The 19,125-nt window shown below is 47.4% G+C and carries 12 protein-coding genes; 6 read left to right on the top strand and 6 right to left on the bottom strand.

Annotated features, from left to right (window positions below; translation table 11 throughout):
* Positions 1–25: 25 nt before the first annotated feature.
* Positions 26–526, bottom strand: a complete 501-nt coding sequence (locus NST47_RS04650; RefSeq protein ID WP_341154088.1) for a DUF4183 domain-containing protein — start codon at positions 524–526, stop codon at positions 26–28.
* A 201-nt stretch (positions 527–727) separates the two neighbouring features.
* A complete protein-coding gene (locus NST47_RS04645; protein ID WP_341154087.1) occupies positions 728–1,357 on the bottom strand; it encodes a hypothetical protein in 630 nt (209 codons plus the stop codon).
* Positions 1,358–1,477: 120 nt separating this feature from the next.
* Here NST47_RS04645 and NST47_RS04640 point away from each other — a divergent pair, with 120 nt between their 5' ends.
* On the top strand, positions 1,478–1,741 hold the full coding sequence (locus NST47_RS04640; protein WP_341154086.1) for an AbrB/MazE/SpoVT family DNA-binding domain-containing protein: 264 nt from the start codon (positions 1,478–1,480) through the stop codon (positions 1,739–1,741).
* Entirely contained in the window at positions 1,741–2,142 is a 402-nt protein-coding gene (locus tag NST47_RS04635; protein WP_341154085.1) for a type II toxin-antitoxin system death-on-curing family toxin, read from the top strand. The genes NST47_RS04640 and NST47_RS04635 overlap by 1 nt, the downstream gene beginning before the upstream one ends.
* A gap of 148 nt (positions 2,143–2,290) precedes the next feature.
* Here the strand turns inward: NST47_RS04635 and NST47_RS04630 are convergent, their stop codons facing one another.
* On the bottom strand, positions 2,291–3,367 hold the full coding sequence (locus NST47_RS04630) for an NAD(P)H-dependent flavin oxidoreductase (RefSeq protein WP_341154084.1): 1,077 nt from the start codon (positions 3,365–3,367) through the stop codon (positions 2,291–2,293).
* A 421-nt stretch (positions 3,368–3,788) separates the two neighbouring features.
* On the opposite strand from NST47_RS04630, the gene NST47_RS04625 reads away from it, so the two are divergent.
* The 3 genes from NST47_RS04625 (at position 3,789) to NST47_RS04615 (ending at position 13,141) form a co-directional block, all read left to right on the top strand.
* Positions 3,789–5,207: an N-acetylmuramoyl-L-alanine amidase family protein gene (locus tag NST47_RS04625; protein WP_341154083.1), complete on the top strand. Its 1,419-nt coding sequence runs from the start codon at positions 3,789–3,791 to the stop codon at positions 5,205–5,207.
* A gap of 37 nt (positions 5,208–5,244) precedes the next feature.
* Positions 5,245–5,838: a GerMN domain-containing protein gene (locus tag NST47_RS04620; protein ID WP_341154082.1), complete on the top strand. Its 594-nt coding sequence runs from the start codon at positions 5,245–5,247 to the stop codon at positions 5,836–5,838.
* Between the two features lie 361 nt (positions 5,839–6,199).
* A complete protein-coding gene (locus tag NST47_RS04615; protein WP_341154081.1) occupies positions 6,200–13,141 on the top strand; it encodes an InlB B-repeat-containing protein in 6,942 nt (2,313 codons plus the stop codon).
* A gap of 347 nt (positions 13,142–13,488) precedes the next feature.
* Here NST47_RS04615 and NST47_RS04610 read toward each other — a convergent pair whose 3' ends face one another.
* The 3 genes from NST47_RS04610 to NST47_RS04600 all read right to left on the bottom strand — a co-directional run bounded on the left by NST47_RS04610 (position 13,489) and on the right by NST47_RS04600 (position 16,143).
* The gene (locus NST47_RS04610; protein ID WP_341154080.1) at positions 13,489–14,250 is read right to left on the bottom strand and encodes a glucose 1-dehydrogenase; all 762 of its coding nucleotides are present in this window, start codon (positions 14,248–14,250) and stop codon (positions 13,489–13,491) included.
* Positions 14,251–14,269: 19 nt separating this feature from the next.
* A complete protein-coding gene (locus NST47_RS04605) occupies positions 14,270–15,286 on the bottom strand; it encodes a zinc-dependent alcohol dehydrogenase (RefSeq protein WP_341154079.1) in 1,017 nt (338 codons plus the stop codon).
* Between the two features lie 185 nt (positions 15,287–15,471).
* Positions 15,472–16,143: a GntR family transcriptional regulator gene (locus NST47_RS04600; protein WP_341154078.1), complete on the bottom strand. Its 672-nt coding sequence runs from the start codon at positions 16,141–16,143 to the stop codon at positions 15,472–15,474.
* Positions 16,144–16,656: 513 nt separating this feature from the next.
* On the opposite strand from NST47_RS04600, the gene NST47_RS04595 reads away from it, so the two are divergent.
* Positions 16,657–19,095 (top strand): Ig-like domain-containing protein, encoded by a 2,439-nt coding sequence (locus tag NST47_RS04595; RefSeq protein WP_341154077.1) that lies wholly within the window; start codon positions 16,657–16,659, stop codon positions 19,093–19,095.
* Positions 19,096–19,125: the final 30 nt, after the last annotated feature.

The raw sequence follows: 19,125 nt of genomic DNA, 5'->3' as shown, positions 1-19,125 counted from the left end.
TGTTACATTCATCGCTAACCCTATCTTACGAGACCTGAGCAATAAACTGCAGGGTCTCCAGTGTAATCGGTGTCCCTTCGTATATCGTGCTGCCATCTGCCAATAGAGTCAATGTATGGGGAGTTACGCTGTATGCATTGCCTTCTTGCAGCATCCCATTGATGAAAAGATTATTATAGCTATTGGTACCCAAGCCTGAAAAAGCGTTGATTAAATTCCCTGCATCGTCCGTGAACAAATTAGCTGGAAGCATTGCAGAGTCCGTAAGTACTAAATCTGCGGTTACTATATAATAATAACGATTGGCAACAGGTATGATGGTTACGATCGGGAGAGGGCCAGTTGGACCCGTTGCTCCAGTCGCACCTGTCTCCCCCCTTGGACCAGTCTTACCAGTCTTACCTCTCTTGCCTCTCTTGCCCGTCTTGCCTGTTAGACCTGTCTGACCCGTTTGGCCGGTTTGACCCGTTTGACCGGTTTGTCCAGTCAGACCCGTTTGACCCGGTTGACCTGTCTGATCGTCCATCATAATCCTCCTCCCTGTTTGGTTTTTTTCAAATTATTAAAGTATATGACAAATAAATCCACCCTGGCACGGTAAATGCCTCGATTGCACTATAACCTAACCATGAACATTTCATCAACTTCGGAATAGACACTATCCATAAAGGACCAGTGTCTATTTGTTTGCATTTTTATCTCTAAAATTGGATCCAGACGTACCCCATCAATCGATATGTTTCAATATTTGCTTGGCGAATAACGACCAGTCTTTACTATCCGTATTTATTTCTATTGTAGGAATCAACGACTTCTTGGATTGCTCTCGAAGCCTATCTTGAACTTTAAGCAGCTCGTCGCACTGGGCTGCCATATACGCCTTCGACTTACCCAGCCATTGGGCAGGTCTTCGGCTTTGAATCCTCTCTTCTACGGCTTCTGACGATATGGTTAGCAGAATCGTTATCGCCCCTAAGTCCACCAAGGTGCGCTCCAATTCTGTCACCTGAGTTGAGTCTTGGTCAGCAAAAGCGGCTCGATGATTCAGATGGAAACGCTCCAGCACGTAAAAGATACCTCTGCTTTGCCGTGATGCCTGCCCTAATGCTTCTGCCCACTGATTCAATTCCTGAAGCATGGCAACACGTTTATGTAAAAGCTCCAAATGCTCTTCTCTATGTAGAGCAACCAGTTCACCATGGACTCGGTTTAATATCTGGGAATAATGCTCACCGAGAATTACCACACTCCGTTCAGCCTGTTCTTCCTGTGCTTGAAGCAGCTTGAGCGCTTTTAATGTGGAGGTTTTCCCCGCATGGGAATATCCTTCCAGAATAACTCCCCTGAATTGTCCCATTAACAATCCACCGCCTTTATTCATAATGATGTTGAGCACCTGTTTAACCTATACACAATTAGAACACCTTATTATATAATCATTATAACAGTCAAATAGTATAACAAGGAGTGATTATACATGAGTAAACTGAATGAAATTGAGAGGAAGGTTACAAAGTTCGGTAACAGCCTCGGTATTACCATGACGGATGCTTTAAAACAGCTCGGACTTGAAGCAGGAGATACAGTACGCATTGATGTTCATCAAAGTGATGGAGAAATCGTCATCAAAAAAGTTAACAAAGTCGATCTTCCGACTGGAATCAGTACCGACTTTCTGGATACCCTCTCCCACGTCATGGAGAAGTATGACGAGACGCTAAAAGGATTAAAAGACAGATAATGAGTGAAATCCGTTATCTCTCCGTTCCAGAAGCCATAGCTATTAATATTGCCGTCATACAAAAATACAGTATCGGTGAGGATATTGGGGTAAAAGACAGCAGTCTACTGGAATCAGCCGTTTTAAGACCGCAATCATCAGCTTTTGGCGATGATGCTTATCAGACTTTGTATGAGAAAGCCGCAGCATTGTTCGAGTCTCTGGGTCACAATCACCCATTCCAAAACGCTCACAAAAGGACAGCCTTTACGGCTTTTGTTATTTTCCTGCATTACAATGGCTTCCGTTTTTCTATGGATCATAAAGCAGCCGAAGATTTTACCATAGATATGGTTAACCATAGACATTCCTTCAAAGAAATTGCCAGGATCATCGAGGAGCACTGTATAGCTTTAAAGTAAAGAAGAGATACCATCCCAAAAAAGAGACCCACATCAACGGGATGTGGGTCTTCATTATATATATCAATAAGGGGGGATACATGTAGTATAAGTGTGAATCCTTAATCCAAGATGAAAATTAGATTTCATTTTGATTACAGAACCACACTTAAGACAGGATGGACATGGCTTGTTGGACCGTTTCGGCGACAATGTCCTCAGCCCGTTGCCCGGAAGTCAGCAGCCTTGTCCCTTGTCCTGCCCACAAGGACATATAGTCAGCATTGTTGTGCTTGGCAGCGGCATTCCTGATATCCCGGGTCACCGTATTTTGCGTTGGAAAAGGAAGCGGCTCGATCCCGCTCGCATCCCATTGTCTAATAAACAAATTGCGGATTCCCCTTGCCGGACGACCGGAGAAGGCCTTGGTGATCACGGTGCTTTCTTCCGTGCTTGCCAATAGAGCTTGCTTATAGGTATCATGCGCTCCGGATTCTACAGCCGTTAGAAAACGCGTGCCCATTTGTACACCCTGGGCTCCAAGCGCAAGCGCGGCGACAAGCCCCCGTCCATCCATAATACCTCCAGCAGCAATAACCGGAATTTTAACGTGATCAACTATTTGCGGTATTAAAGAAAACGTACCAATATTGGCACCTACGGGATGCTCCTTCACATCGAACGTTCCCCGATGTCCGCCTGCTTCGCTTCCTTGAGCGACAATACAATCACAGCCAGCCTGCTCAGCCAGTATAGCTTCACGCACTGTCGTGACCATCGTGACAATTCGTATACCAGCAGACTTCGCTTGCTGAACGAACGGTTCTGAAAGTACACCGAACGCTGTGCTGATGACCGGAACCTTTTCCTCCAACACAACGGCAAGCTGCTCCTGAAAATGATCGGGTGTGCTTACGGGTTCTTGTGTTGCATGAGTAACTCCAAGCACATTGCGCAGCCGGTTGAGCTCACCTTGCACTTCCCCTATTCGGGTATTGTTATCCGGCACTTGTATCGCAAACAGGTTAACGGCAAAAGGTGCATCTGTTAGCTGACGAATTTCACGTATCGCTTCGCGAATCGCCTTCGGCTCCATGTAAGCCGCTCCGAGCGTCCCCAGTCCACCTGCGTTTGACACGGCGGCCACCAATTTAACCGTTGATGGACCTCCTGCCATACCTGCCAGAAAGATCGGGTAACGGATATTAAACAACTGACAAACCTCTGTCTTCAGTTGAATGCTCAATGTGCTTCCTCCTCATAAACTGATTACGGCAAAACACTCCCATCCTCAACATCGCTAGTATAGAACGAAAAGAAACACAAGTAAAATGATACGAATTGCTTCATGACTTCCATTGAATTTCAAGCAAAATTTTTATAAATTCAATTCGTTGAAATCGGCGCAGCCAAGCGGCTTTATCTCCTTACAGCCTCTCTTTTCGACTTCATATCGGAATTTCTTTCAAAAAAAATGCAACGTTTCTCGATAAATGGAGTCTAATGATATAACGCTTGCTGTCGAATAGGAGGTCATGCCGGCAAATCAACGTTTCAACACACACTTGAACCCTTAATGAAGGAAATGCCCGTAACTGTCGAATTGTCCGTATCTGATGATGGTATAGCGTCACAACCAACTATGAAAGTTTTTTTAGAGGTGAATGATGAAATTGAAGTGGATGTATACCCTTTTATTGCTGCTCATCGCATTTATGCTTCCTGCTATGGCATCTGCTGCTGCTCCTGTAAATTCCGCCGCTGGCGTCCCTTTATTTTTTAATGGAAAAGAACTGAAGCCCGAGGTGGCCCCCCGCATTATTAAAGATGTCACCATGGTGCCTGTCCGGATTATTGCTGAGGAGCTTGGCTCCAAGGTAACCTGGAATCAGGAAGCTCAGAAAGTAACGATAACCAAAAATACGCAAAAAATCGAAATGGTCATCAATCAGCTCACGGCTACCGTAAACGGGGATAAATACAAGCTGGATTCAGCCCCTTTGCTAATTGAGGGAAACACGCTGCTGCCCGTTCGATTTATTGCCGAAAATATGGGCATCGACGTGAGCTGGAACGACGTCAAGAGAGCTGTCTACCTGAATGAAAAAGTCGCTCAGACTACGCCAACGCCTGATACACCGGGCCAACCTGTTGATGTAACGGACAAGACTGCTACGGATAAGCCCGTTTCGGTTGCCAATGGCAATTCTTCCTTGTCTACAATCAAGAAGATCGATATGACGGCCTCCCAGTTGCTAATCAAGGCGGACACGGGGGAATTAAAGCCCACGCTGTTTACTTTGAAAAATCCTGAACGGATTGTTCTGGATATTCCTAATGCAACACTCGATCCGACCCTCTATAAGGATGAGGCTAACAAAAGCGGTACAACTGTGTCCGCCAATGTGTATGTGAGCAATGTGCGCTACTCCCTGTATGCGACCAGTCCCTCCACTGTTCGGATCGTATTGGATATGAAGGACTCGATGGATTTGAACTGGATTTCCGGAATGGGTACGGCCTCTTTAGTCGGCAGCATCCAGAAACCAGCCAAATATCGAGTTGTCATTGACCCTGGTCATGGAGATCAGGATCCCGGCGCGAAGGCCTCCAATGGCAGCAACGAAAAAACCTTTAACCTTTCTATGGGGCTGAAGGTGTACAAGCTGCTCCAGCAGGAAGCCAATATTCAACCTTATATGACGCGTAACGATGATACCTTTATTCCATTGGATGATCGTGCCAAGTTTGCGAATGACTTGAATGCCCATGTTTTTGTTTCCATTCACGGGAATAGCTATTTGGCGACATCTACAGGAACTGAAACGTATTATTACAAATCGGATAGCACCGAATTCGCCAAAATTATGCACAAGCATTTAGCAGCGGCAACGGGACTTGCTGATCGCGGTGTGCGTCAAGAGCCCTTCCGTGTGGTTAAAGTAACTAATATGCCGGCTGTACTGCTGGAGGTTGGTTATTTGTCCAATCCAAAGGATACCGCATTGATGTTTAACGAGGATTTCCAGAACAAGGTTGCTGGGTCGATTGTTGCAGGTATCAAGGAACAGCTTAACATCAAGTAAGTCAGAATCGCATGTGTAGAAAAAGGTGGTGGTCTTGATGAACAAACATACAATCATCGGATTCGTTCTGACAGGAGCAATTGCCATGGCCTTATCCGGCTGCGGACAAAAGCCTGCGAGCAGTGGGATGACCTCTCAAGGCTCAAGCGGACAGAATCCGGTAAGCAGCAGTGTAGTACCTCCCACTTCCAAGCCGGAGGTTACTCCTACACCTACGCCGGTCGAGAGTAAGCCCATCCAAGCCCAGATCAAAGCCTATTATGGTGATGAGCAGGCGACCAAGCTGGTGGAGAAAGAAGTAACCATCAACTATCCGGAGGACAAGGAAAAGTACACAACCGCGCTATGGACGTTGAAAAAAGCTCCTGCGGACAGCAAGCTGGTCCCTTTGGCTGATGCACTTGGCTTTAAATCTGCCGTATTAAAAGATAAAAAGCTGACGCTGGACATCACGATATCCGGAGAAGGACGTCTCGGTGCTCCGGGAGAGGCTATGCTGCTGCAGGCTATCCAAAAAACCTTATTTCAATTCCCCGAAGTCGATTCCATCGATATTTTAGTGGACGGCAAACCGGTTGAATCGCTAATGGGCCATATGGACCTGCCTCATCCGATAAAACGAGTAAAGTAAGAGAAGCTCCTGAACGTCTTATCTCCAAAAAAAGCCCGATCCAAATCCGTCCTGTTAACCGGGACGTTGGATCGGGCTTTTTTCTTTGTTATAGACTACTCCTTAGCGAGACACCGGTACTGTTCTTTCAGAATCCTTTCATTGAGTTCTGTTACAATGTCTATCATCGAAACCGAACAGCTTGGGAGGAAAGAACGCTATGAAAAAAATCGCTATACTCGTTTGACGGCACTTCTTTGTATAAGCTCATGGATGGGAAAAGCAGCTTTTGTCATAATGAAGAGATTCAACAATGGATCGAGGGTGGGGAAGAATGGGAGATAGAAGGAACGCTTCTGTGAAGTTCAAAATACGGTCAACGATGAGATTCATTTGTCTGCTTCTATTGGCAGTTTTGGTGTATTTTCCTGTTGCTTCTGGCACAGCGGAAGCGGTAGCTACGGGGGTAACAGACGGTACTTATGATTTCGGTGGTACCTTGGCGGCATATGACGGTACCTACAAGAAGACAGGCGACAAGTTTCTTGTGAGCAAAGATCTTGTGAAAAGCGGAACAAGTCTATGGCCGCAAACACAAGTGGATGGAAATAATCCCGGGTATATGGAACTCACTGCTGAAGGGACTTCCACGCTTGGAAGCTTTACATTTCAGGATTTAGGCTTTAGCACTACGGTCAGCAAGGGTCTCAGTTTTAATTTATTTCACATCACTTTTTACGATTCAAAGGGCAATATGACCTTTATGAATAATTATGGTTCTGGGGGTAGCTGGTCAAATATTGGGACAAGTACAGTTAAACTTTCCTCGTTATTCAATTCAAATAAACCTTTTCAGAAAAATGATGTGCGACGTATTACAATATTATGGATATTTTCGGATAATTCGGACCCATCCAGATTTAAGCTGGACAATATCAGTATTGCCAATGTTCAAAAGGGTAAATTCTCAGTTGACTTCAACAGCAATGGCGGTTCGGCGGTTAGCAGCCAGAATGTGGTTTTTAACGAGAAAGCAACTGCACCCGTGAATCCGACGAGGACGGGCTATACATTCGGAGGCTGGTACACGGACGAAGGCTTGACGAAAGCCTTCTCATTTGGCACAGCAATTACTGTGAATACGACGCTGTATGCCAAGTGGACACTCATAAATTACACGGTAGCGTTCAACAGCAATGGCGGTACGGCCGTGAGCAGCCAGTCGGTAGGCTCCGACGGCATTCCGAATAAACCTGCTGATCCTACGAGGACGGGCTACACATTCGGAGGCTGGTACAAGGATGCGGGCTTGACGACAGCCTACGCATTCAACACGGCGATCACAGGAAATACGACGCTGTATGCCAAGTGGACGTTGAACAATTACACGGTAACGTTCAGCAGCAATGGCGGTTCGGCGGTGGTCAGCCAGACGGTGAGCTACAACAGCAAGGCCACGACGCCTACGGCTCCGACGAGGACAGGCTATACGTTCGGGGGGTGGTACAAGGAATCGGGCTTGACGACAGCCTTTGCATTCACCACAGCGATTACAGGGAATACGACGCTGTATGCCAAGTGGACGTTGAACAATTACACGGTAACGTTCAACAGCAACGGCGGTACGGCGGTGGTCAGCCAGACGGTAGGCTACAGCAACACGGCAGCAACACCTACAGCTCCAACGAAGACGGGTTATACGTTCGGGGGGTGGTACAAGGAATCGGGCTTGACGACAGCCTACTCATTCACCACAGCGATCACTGGGAATATAACGCTATATGCCAAGTGGACATTGAACAATTACACGGTAACGTTCAACAGCAACAGCGGTACGGCCGTGAGCAGCCAGACGGTGGGCTACAACAACACGGCAGCAACGCCTACGCCTCCGACGAGGACAGGCTATACGTTCGGGGGGTGGTACAAGGACTCGGGCTTAACGACAGCCTTTACATTCACGACGGCAATCACGGGAAATACGACGCTGTATGCGAAATGGACGGTAACCAATTACACGGTAACGTTCAACAGCAACAGCGGTACGGCCGTGAGCAGCCAAACGGTGGGCTACAACAGTATGGCCACGACGCCTACGGCTCCGACGAGGACGGGTTATTCGTTTGGAGGCTGGTACAAGGATACGGGGTTGACGACAGCTTTTGCATTCACCACAGCGATTACAGGGAATACGACGCTGTATGCCAAGTGGACACCGAATAATTACACGGTAACGTTCAACAGCAATGGCGGTACGACCGTGAGCAGCCAGACGATAAGCTACAACAATACCGCCTCGACGCCTACGGCTCCAACAAAAACGGGCTATACGTTCGGAGGCTGGTACAAGGATGCGGGCTTGACGACAGCCTTTGCATTCACCACAGCGATTACAGGGAATACGACACTGTATGCCAAGTGGACGTTGAACAATTACACGGTAACGTTCAGCAGCAACGGCGGTTCGGCCGTGAGCAGCCAGACGATAGGCTACAACAACACCGCCTCGACGCCTACGGCTCCGACGAGAACCGGCTATACGTTTGGAGGCTGGTACACGGACACAGGGTTGACGACGCCTTTCGTATTCACCACGATGATCACAGGAAATACGACGTTGTACGCCAAATGGGTATTGAACTACACAGTAACGTTCAGCAGCAATGGCGGTACGGCCGTGAGCAGCCAGATCATAAATCAAAACAGCACAGCAACAGCGCCTGCCAATCCAACAAAAACGGGCTATACGTTCGGAGGCTGGTACACGGATGCAGGCTTGACAACGCCTTTCGTATTCACAACGGCGATTACTGGAAATAGGACGCTATATGCCAAGTGGACAGCAAATAGTATTACGGTAATGTTTAACAGCAACGGTGGTACGACCGTGAGCAATTTGCCGGTGAGCTACAATAGCACGGCCACGGCACCTGCTGATCCAGTGAAGACAGGCTACACGTTCGGGGGCTGGCATGCAGACGAACTCTTGACTACGCCCTTCCTATTCACCACGGTTATCACAGAGGATACAACGCTGTATGCGGGGTGGGCGACGAACAGCTACGCAGTGACGTTCAACAGTAACGGCGGCACTTCCGTGAACAGCCTGGCGGTGAGCTACGGCAGCATAGCTACTGCACCTGCCAATCCGACAAAGGCGGGCCATACCTTTGAAGGCTGGTACACGGATGTAGGGTTGACGACAGCTTTCGCATTTACCACAGCGGTTACAGAGGATATGGCTCTGTATGCGAACTGGACGACGGACAATTACACGGTGACGTTCGAGAGCAACGGCGGTACGACCTTGAGCAGCCAGGCGGTGAGCTATAACAGCATGGCTACGGCACCTGCTGATCCGACGCAGACTGGTTACACGTTCGGAGGCTGGTATGTGGACGCAGGGTTAACGACACCTTTCGTATTCACTACGGCGATTACAGGGGATATGACGCTGTATGCCAAATGGACGATGGATAGTTACATCGTGACATTCGACAGCAACGGCGGTACATCCGTGAGCAGCCAGGCGGTGAGTTACAACACCACGACTACTGCACCTCCTAGTCCGGCGAAGGCGGGCCATACCTTTGAAGGCTGGTACACGGACGCAGGCTTGACGACACCTTTCGTATTCACCACGGAGATTACAGAGGATATGATACTGTATGCGAACTGGACAACGGATAGCTACACTGTGACGTTCGACAGCAACGACGGTAGTGCAGTGGATAGTCTGACGGTGAGCTATAACAGCACGGCCGCGGTACCTGCCAATCCGACGAAGGCGGGCCATACCTTTGAAGGCTGGTATACGGACACAGGCTTAACGACAGTTTTCACATTTACGACCGCGATTACAGGGAATATGGCACTGTATGCGAACTGGACGACGGACAGTTACACCATGACGTTCGACAGCAACGAAGGATCGACAGTGAATAGTCTAGAGGTAAACTACAACGGCACGGTCACGGCACCTGCCGATCCCGTGAAAACAGGTTACACATTCGGAGGCTGGTATGCGGACGAACTCTTGACGACACCTTTCGTATTCACCACGGCTATCACAGAGGATAAGACGCTGTATGCGGGGTGGGCTACGAACAGTTACGCAGTGACGTTCAACAGCAACGGCGGCTCGTCCGTGGGTAGCTTGGCGGTGAGCTACAGCAGCACAGCCACAGCACCTACCGACCCGATAATGACAGGTTACACGTTTGAAGGCTGGTACACGGACGCAGGGTTGACGACACCTTTTTCATTCATCACGGTGATTACTGAGGACACGACGCTGTATGCGAAGTGGACAACGGATAGCTATGCGGTGTCATTCGACAGCAACGGTGGTACGGCAGTGAGCAGTCTGGCGATTAGCTATAACAGTACGGTCACGGCACCTGCTGATCCAGAAAAGTCAGGCTACACGTTCGGAGGTTGGTATACAGACGCAAGCTTGACAACAGTATTCACTTTTACCACGGTGATTACAGAGAATACAACGTTGTATGCGAAATGGGCAACAGACAGTTATGCAGTAACGTTCATCAGCAACGGCGGTACGTCAGTGGGCAGTCTGGCAGTGAGCTACAACAGCACGACTACTGCACCTGCTGATCCGACGAGGATAGGTTACACGTTTGAAGGCTGGTATACCGACGTAGGTTTGACGACAGCTTTCACATTCACGACGGCGATTACAGGGAATACAGCGCTGTATGCGAAGTGGACAACGGACAGTTATGATGTGACGTTCGACAGCAACGAAGGTTCGGCGGTGAGCAGTCTGGCGGTGAGCTACAACAGCACGGCCACAGTCCCAGCAGACCCGACGAAACCAGGTTACACATTCGCAGGCTGGTATGCGGACGAAGAGCTGACGACGCCTTTCCTATTCAACACGGCGATCACAGCGGATACAACGCTGTATGCGAAGTGGGCTACGAACAGTTACGCGGTGACGTTCATCAGCAACGGCGGCACGGCCATTAGCGGTCAGGCGGTGAGTTACAATAGCATGGCCGCGGCACCTGCTGATCCGACGAAGTCGGGCTATACTTTTGAAGGCTGGTACACGGACGCAGGTTTGACGAAACCTTTCACTTTTGCATCAATAATCACGGGTAATACGACGCTTCATGCAAAATGGACGACAAGTAGTAGCGCAGACTTGAGCAACTTGATAGTTTCAGACACGCTTCTAAATCCGAACTTTGCAGCCAATACAACGAGCTATACGGCGAATGTTATTAACGGCATCAGGTCAGTCACCGTGACGGCATGGGTGTACGAAAGCCATTCCGTCATAAAAGTGAACAACGTGGCGGTTACAAGCGGTCAAGCGACTGAAGCAGTTAATCTGAGCGAGGGAAACAATACGATCATTGTGGATGTGACGGCACAGGATGGTACGACTAAAGCCTATTCCGTCACAATTATGAGAGCCCCGGAAGCTCCTGTTGGACTCGCAGTGGTGGCCAGTGATGGAATGGCAACGTTAAACTGGCAAAGTGTGCAGGGATCTGTTTCCTATAATGTGTACGGAGGAACAACTTCCCGCTCCTACGGCACATCTCCTATAGGAACCGTAAGTGGTGCAACATACAGTTATGTGGCATCAGGTCTGACAAATGGTACAAGCTATTACTTCACGGTCATGGCAAACAGCACGGGAGGAAACAGTCTGTACTCCAATGAAGTCATCGCCATGCCGCTTAGTGGGGATACGAGCTTGAAAGGCTTGAACTTAATCGGCGCTACACTAAGCCCAACGTTTGAGCCAGGAGTCTTTTCATACACCACTATTGTACCGAGCAGCATGGCTGCATTAACTGTGACGGCAGCCGTATATGAGAAAAACGCGACAGCAAAAATCACAGTGAATGGTATAGAGATTATGGACGACCAGGTAACCTTGAATATGGGCAGAAACACGATCAGTATTGTGGTCACAGCACAGAACGGCATGACGAACACTTATGTAGTGACGGTGGATAGACTATTTTCCAAGTCAGGTTCATCGAGCTCTGGGTCAAATCAAATCGGAGACGAGCAATTGGTGCAAGTGCAACCACAGGAGCAAAACGAAATTCAGCTGATGATCGATGACAAGTCTTATAGTCAGATCGTGAGTACCAGTATGACTGGGGAGCAGAATTTGACGATAACGATAGATGCTGCCCAAATGCAGGAGTTTCTAGAGAAAACAGAAATTATATCGGTTGTCAGTATGCTAATTCCCTCCAAGGTGGACAGCATTTCCGTGCTTCTGCCCGGAGATATAGTTAAAGCGATGGAAAGAAAGCATATCATATGGGAAGTTCGCACGCCTAATGGAAATTACAGTCTGCCTGCATCAGAAATAGGAATCGACCGTTTAGCTGCACAGTTTGGAACAGCAGCATTGAAGGATATTATCGTGCAGGTACGTATCGGGAAGAACCAGTTCAACTGGGACAAATGGAATGCAAATGGAGCCGGTAATCGTCAGTATACCTTTGTGGGGCAGCCGGTTGATTTCCAAATAACTGCCACATATAAAGGAAATACAGAGATAGTAAGCAAGTTCTTCTCGTATATCAAACAGGAAATCCCGCTGCCCGACGGGACAGAGCTGAATGAGGTCACAACGGCTGTTGCGATGAATGAGGATGGGACGTTACACCATGTACCTACGTACTTGAGGTCAAAAGACGGGAGTTACTTCGCAATAATCCATAGTTTAACGAATAATGTTTACGCTCTTATTAAAAATCAAAAGACGTTTGCGGATGTGGATAAGTATTGGTCAAAAAATGAGGTGAATGATTTGGCTTCGCGGGTCATCGTGAACGGGGCCAATGAAACGCAATATGATCCGAATAAAGCAGTGACACGAGCAGAGTTCGCAGCGATTATTGTGAGAGCATTGGGGTTATCCGACACAGGAGGCACTGCTGCATTTACAGATGTGCAATCCGGCGACTGGTATGCAGGGGCTGTGTCAAAGGCACAGGAATACAGTATCATCAATGGATATGAGAATGGAACGTTCCGTCCTGCGAACACCATCACACGCGAGGAAGCGATGACCCTTGTCATGCGGGCGATGAAGCTGACGGGACTGGAAACAGCTATGAGCACGACAGATATCTCAGAGACATTATCCATGTTTTCGGGGAGCGAAGCTATAAGCGCATGGGCTAAACCTGCTGTTGCTTTGGCAGTGAAGAATGGAATCGTGGGCGGCACCGATGCTGGATTGATGCCTGGGAGTGATATTACAAGAGCGGAAACGGCTGCCATCGTTCAGCGAATGTTGAGGAAGGCTAAGCTAATTGATTGATTAATTGAGAGCAAAGCAGTTCTTCAAACGTGTGCATACTTACACAAAAGGCTTCGCCGTCCCATTTGGGGTAGCGAAGCCTTTTGTGGTTCATACATATCCGTCTATTCCGTATCGGTTTGATCATATACAGCTGTATGATGACATGGAAATGTCGCTGATCATCGTCTTCTCCGTGATTAATAGGATAAACTCATTAATCGGCACTAACGACGTATCCAGCTCCAAATCCGCTTGAAATCCTCTAACTAATATCCAGTTTTATCCTGGTAATTGCTCACGTTAAAAAGGCCAACCATAGCCGTCTGGTTGACCTTGAAATATTTGTTATAGATGGATAAGAAGGCTTAACGACCGAGCCAGCCTCCATCCACAGCCAACATGTGACCATGCACGTAATTGGATGCCTCTGAAGCCAGATAGACAACAGCCCCTTTAAAATCATCGGGATTGCCCCACCGCTCTGCCGGAATCCGATTCAGGATTTGTGTACTGCGGACCGGATCGTTGATCAATGCCTCATTCATATCTGTTGCTATGTAACCGGGAACAATGGCATTCACATTTACGTGATGCTTGGCCCACTCATTCGCCAGCGCTTTCGTTAACTGGGCTACCCCGCCCTTGGCAGCCGCATACGCCGGAACTGTAATTCCACCCTGATAAGACAGCAGGGAGGCGGTATTAATAATCTTTCCTTTACCCCGCGGCACCATATGACGACCTGCTTCCTGGCATAGAGTCCACACGACCTTCAAATTAATTTGCAGCACGTCATCCCAATCCGATTCCAGGAAATCGACGGCAGGTGAACGGCGTTGAATACCTGCGTTGTTGACCAGAATATCCAGCTGACCGAATTGCGATACCGCCTCGGGCACTGCGGACTTTACCTGAAGTGGCTTGTCCAAATCGCAGGGTATAATCAGACACTTCCTGCCAAGCTTCACGATCTGCTCCTGCAGCTCTGTCTGCTCGGGGCTTCGCTGAAGCAAAGCAATATCTGCACCCGCCTCTGCCAAGGCCAGAGCCATCGACTTTCCGATTCCCCTCGTTGCTCCCGTTATCGCGGCTACCTTGCCTTCCAAACTAAATAAATGGGTTCCCATTTCTTCTCTCCTTATCACTCTAGGGATGGAACAGCACTTTAATCGAAACATCAGGATTTTCCATCAAATGAAAACCCTCTTCAATCTGTTCAAGCGGTAGCTCATGGGAAATGAGCGGGGCTACATCAATGGCTCCACTATGCAACAGGTTGATCGCCTTGGCAAAATCACTCTTGCTGCAGCAGCGCGTCGTCGTTAATGAGATTTCTCTATAATGCATCGCTGCCAAATCAATCGTGGGCGCTTGCTTGAATACACTGACCACAACAATTTGCCCTTGAGTTTTGACCGTTTCAATCATTTGCTTGGCTGTGATTTGGTTACCTGCTACCTCAAACACGACTTCGGCGCCATTCCCGTCTGTTCGTTTCAATATCTCTTCAGTCACGTTGACTTCCTTAGCGTTCAAGGCGGTAAGTCCAAGCTGCTCCGCCTTGGCCAGACGATACGAGCTGATATCGGAGATCAGCACCTGGCCTGCTCCTGCCTGTTTGGCGATCATGCCGGTGAGCAAACCGATAGGCCCCGCGCCCAACACCACCACATGATCCCCGACCTTCAGATTGGAACGGCGAACCGTATGGACAGCTATAGCTACAGGCTCTGCAAGCGCTGCATGTGCATCCGATAAACCTTCAGGAATCCGGTGAAGCCTGTCGAACGGAACCGCTACATATTCCGCGAAGCCGCCGTGCTTGTCGATACCGATCAGCTTCAAGGTTTTACACACATGAGACGCACCGGCGAGGCATGCCTCACACTTGCCGCAGCTTAGAGTTGGCTCTATAACCACACGATCCCCTACAGCCCAATCAGACTCACCCTGCAGCCTTTCGATCCTTCCAGAAAACTCATGTCCCATCGCAAGCGGGGCTTTGGCTCTTGGATGCTTGCCCGCATAAATCATCATATCAGTTCCGCAAATCCCTGCAAAGGCTACCTTAATCAGCGCCTCTCCAGGTTGTAGATCGGGCACTGCAATTTGACCGGCCAGCACCTTCTTTTCAGAAATATATAATCCTGCTTTCATCATCATTAGGCTCTACTCCTCTATATTCATTTGGGAAGCTTTCTTCGAGCAGAGGATTGGGCTGCTGCCTTCCCAAACCTTGACTTCACATTCCTTTTGAATGACTTCCAATGTATCTTGTATACTTGTCGACAACTTAAGTATAAAGAATTATTTAAGGCTTGTAAATACCATTTATCATAACGTAAGCCTTAAAATAAGCTCTCATCCACTGATTTCTTCGTATCCATAAAATGCTCCTGAATGATCTTGCTCATATTGGAAGCATCGCGTGAAACAAGCGCCTCCACGATCAGCTTATGCCGGTGAATCAGCGGCTGGATTTCCTCCTTATGCTTCGAGAATCGCCGCTCCGTTGCCACCAATAGAACCGTGAGGATGACATAACGAATGTTATTCCACAAATATAAAATCCGGCTGTGATGAGCGCTTAAAATAATCGTTTCGTGAAACAGCAAATCATAATAGGCAAATTGCACAGGATCATCGTGGCTTGCTGCCAGCTCCATTTTGTCCACAATCTGCTGCAGCTGCTTGATCTTCTGCTCATCATAAGCGCTGGAAAGCTTCTGAACCGCGAACCCCTCGAACAGAAAACGGACATCATTCAATTCTTCCATATCCTTGGATTTAAGACCAATGACCACGGCACCCATGCGCTCCATCCGAATCAAGCCCTCATTGGATAAAATTTTGAGGGCATCGCGAATCGGTGAACGGCTGGTTCCAAATTCCGCGGCCAGCACATTTTCCGTTATCACCGTATCAGGCGCCATCGTTCCATTAATAATCCGCAAACGAAGCTCACTGGAAATTTTTTCACCCAGGGAAGCCCCCTGCAGCCACATTGCCGGAAATTGCATCCGTTTCACCTCATCTTGTGTACTTGTCGACTATTTAGTCTTTCTATCATACCTGAAGTGAGCATGTCATGCCAGATTTCGTAACTTGCAAAAATCTGGTGAGACAACTATTAGTTCCACTGTAGCTGCATTTAGGTACCTCAATATTGTTACCCTGCGGGAAGATCAATCCATTCATTTAAATTGAACAGATAGAGTGCTTTATAAAATAAATATAAAATATATTTCAAATATATTTAGATCACAAAAAATAATTTTTTTGATATAATTACAACATATTTCAACAATATACGACTTTTCCAAACCTCAGTTATTTCCATTCTTCTCACATCTACCAGCCTCATATGACATCCAGGAAAGGAACATCCTTAATCAATCTCAACCTTTCAGAATTTCAATTTTCGTCGACCATCAATTTCACCAATTTCGAAATTGTCCTTTATGCTATTTCTCAACAAATTTCAACTAAATTTTTTCTGAAGTCTACTATAAGACAACAAGGAGAGCTACTAGATGCCGTCTAACCCGACAAGCAAGAAATGGTCTTTGACTGCAAAAATAGGGGTATTTGCGAGTGCAATTAGTTTGGTTTTTCCATTCGTTTCCATTCCAAATCCGGTTCACGCAGAGACGGTTAAAGTCAAGGCTATTGTGACCGATAGCATGAGCTGGGCCACACGCAATATCTCGGCTGATACTGATACCCAGTTTACTTTTAATATTTCGAAACGGTTTAAAGACTATAGTGGCCTAACGCTGGTTTCCAGTGATAGCAGCATGGCTTCAGGCTCAGTCACAGGAAACATAGCGACGATTACAATATCCAAGCCCGGGTCCCCCGTATTTACACTGAGCGGAACCGATGGCGACAATAATATGATAACGGATACCTTTGGTGTGAAGATAACCAAGCTGGGCGACTTTACAGGTGACGGACTGGTGACGACTGCAGATGCATTATTCATCTCTCGATACCTTGCCGGTAAGGAAACTGTAAGTGAAGATGAAAAACTGATGATGGATATTAACGGGGACGGTAAGATAACCAATGCCGACGCTGTCGCTCTTACCACCTCTTATGTCGGAGGAAAGGATGCAAACTCCGGAGTCACCAGCTATACCGCTATATTCCAGGATATTAATGATCTGCCGCTGGCTCTTGGAGTGAATATAACTGGTCTTGCAGAGATTGACAAAGTCGTAACAGGCGCCTACAGATACTTCGATGTGGAGGAAAAACCGGAGGCCCAAAGTCTATTACAATGGTACAGTGGCGATAATGCTGACGGTAGTGATAAATCAGAAATTTCAGGAGCAAATTCAAGCACTTATACAGTCAAGCAGCAGGATGTCGACAAGTACCTGTTCTTCGGTGTCACCCCGGTCGAGAGCGGTATAGTTGGTAAACAAGTTATCAGCGCCGCAAGTGCCAAGATTGCCGGTACAACAGCTCCCACTTTTGCGAGTCTAACGCCTGATAATGGCTTATCCAACGTTGATGCGACAATCTCTTTGATCAGCATTACTTTCAATAAAGATATCTTCGCATTGAACAAAAATATCACGATACGTAAGTTTTCCGACAATTCAGTCGTGACTACTCGCAAGGCAAATGAAACAGGCGTAGCTGTTGCAGGTAACAAAGCGGATATAACCATTACCGGATTAGAGGAAAATACTGCCTATTACGTTGAAATTGATGAAGGTGCGTTCAAGGACGCTTCAGGTAATTCGTTTGCGGGTATAAGCGGCAGCAGCACGTGGAAGTTTACAACGGTAGACAACCCGCCGACACTGATAAGTTCGATTCCATCTAATGGTGCTGTGGGGATAAATTCGTCAATGAGCTCCATCAGTATGACCTTCAGTGAGAATGTGACTGCAGTGAGTGACAAGAAAGTTAGGATTTATACCTCTTCGGATAATAACGAGGTTGCCAGCTATTTTGCTAATGATCTAAATAATGTCACGATCAGCGGCAAGCAAGTGACGATTAAAGCACCAGCTTTGCTCGCCAGCACAAGCTATTATGTAAAAATCGATGCAGGTGCGTTTTTCGATGCTTCTAGTAATCCTTATGCAGGTATAACGAGCAATAGCGGATGGACATTTACAACATCGGCAACGGTTGCTGCCACAATGACAGCCGAGACAGACCCAGCTTCGCTAAATCAGGATAATTTGGATGCAGCACTCATTACGCTGAGTGTGACAGGCGACTCTTTCAAGGATGATGCCGAAGCTGCAGACTTTACTCTAAACAATGCTCCAGCCGGATTAAGTATTGCATTAGCCTTCGTGAGCGACGGAAAAGCTTACCTACTGCTGGAACATGATTGGGTCAGCTACACACCAAGCATTACAAATTTCAGTATCACAGCGAAGGCAAGTGCGATGACCCAAGGCGCAGCTGTCACTTCGAATGTTATGACTATAGACACGGTAGTACCAACGTTGAACCTTTTCTTTTCCGAATATGTAGACGGTGGAGACGGTCAAATTGCTATTGAGCTTTACTATAAGGGGGATGGTAATCCCAGCCATAAAGCTGAAGGCTATGAAATTGAAGTGCAGAAATATATGAAGGCAACCAACACAATTCAGAAATCAACTCGTTCCATCTTTCCAGTGGTTCCAGCAGATCCCTATATCATCCTAGCTTCTAGCTTTTATAATGCTATGGATGATACTCCTATCAATGCTTTTAATGATGATTTTCCCATGTTCAATCCAACTCAATTTGAAATGACTGCGCTTATTCTTAAAAAGAATGGTCAAATCATTGATGTACTTGGAACTCCCGATGCTACTGATGCAATACCGATTCTAGCCGATGGAGGAACGCTGGTTCGCAAACAGGGAACTATAGGCGGTATGAGCAGCTTCGCACTTAATCACTGGATCAGATATCCAAAAGGAACTTATCAATACCTTGGTAGCCATACTCCATAAACAATAGTCATCCTTGAAAGGAAAGAGAGG

The organism is Paenibacillus sp. FSL H8-0034 (genome assembly GCF_038000305.1).
In the GTDB taxonomy this organism is placed as follows: domain Bacteria; phylum Bacillota; class Bacilli; order Paenibacillales; family NBRC-103111; genus Paenibacillus_S.
Note: the sequence above shows the minus strand (reverse complement) of the source record. Positions and strands in the feature narration are given on the sequence as shown.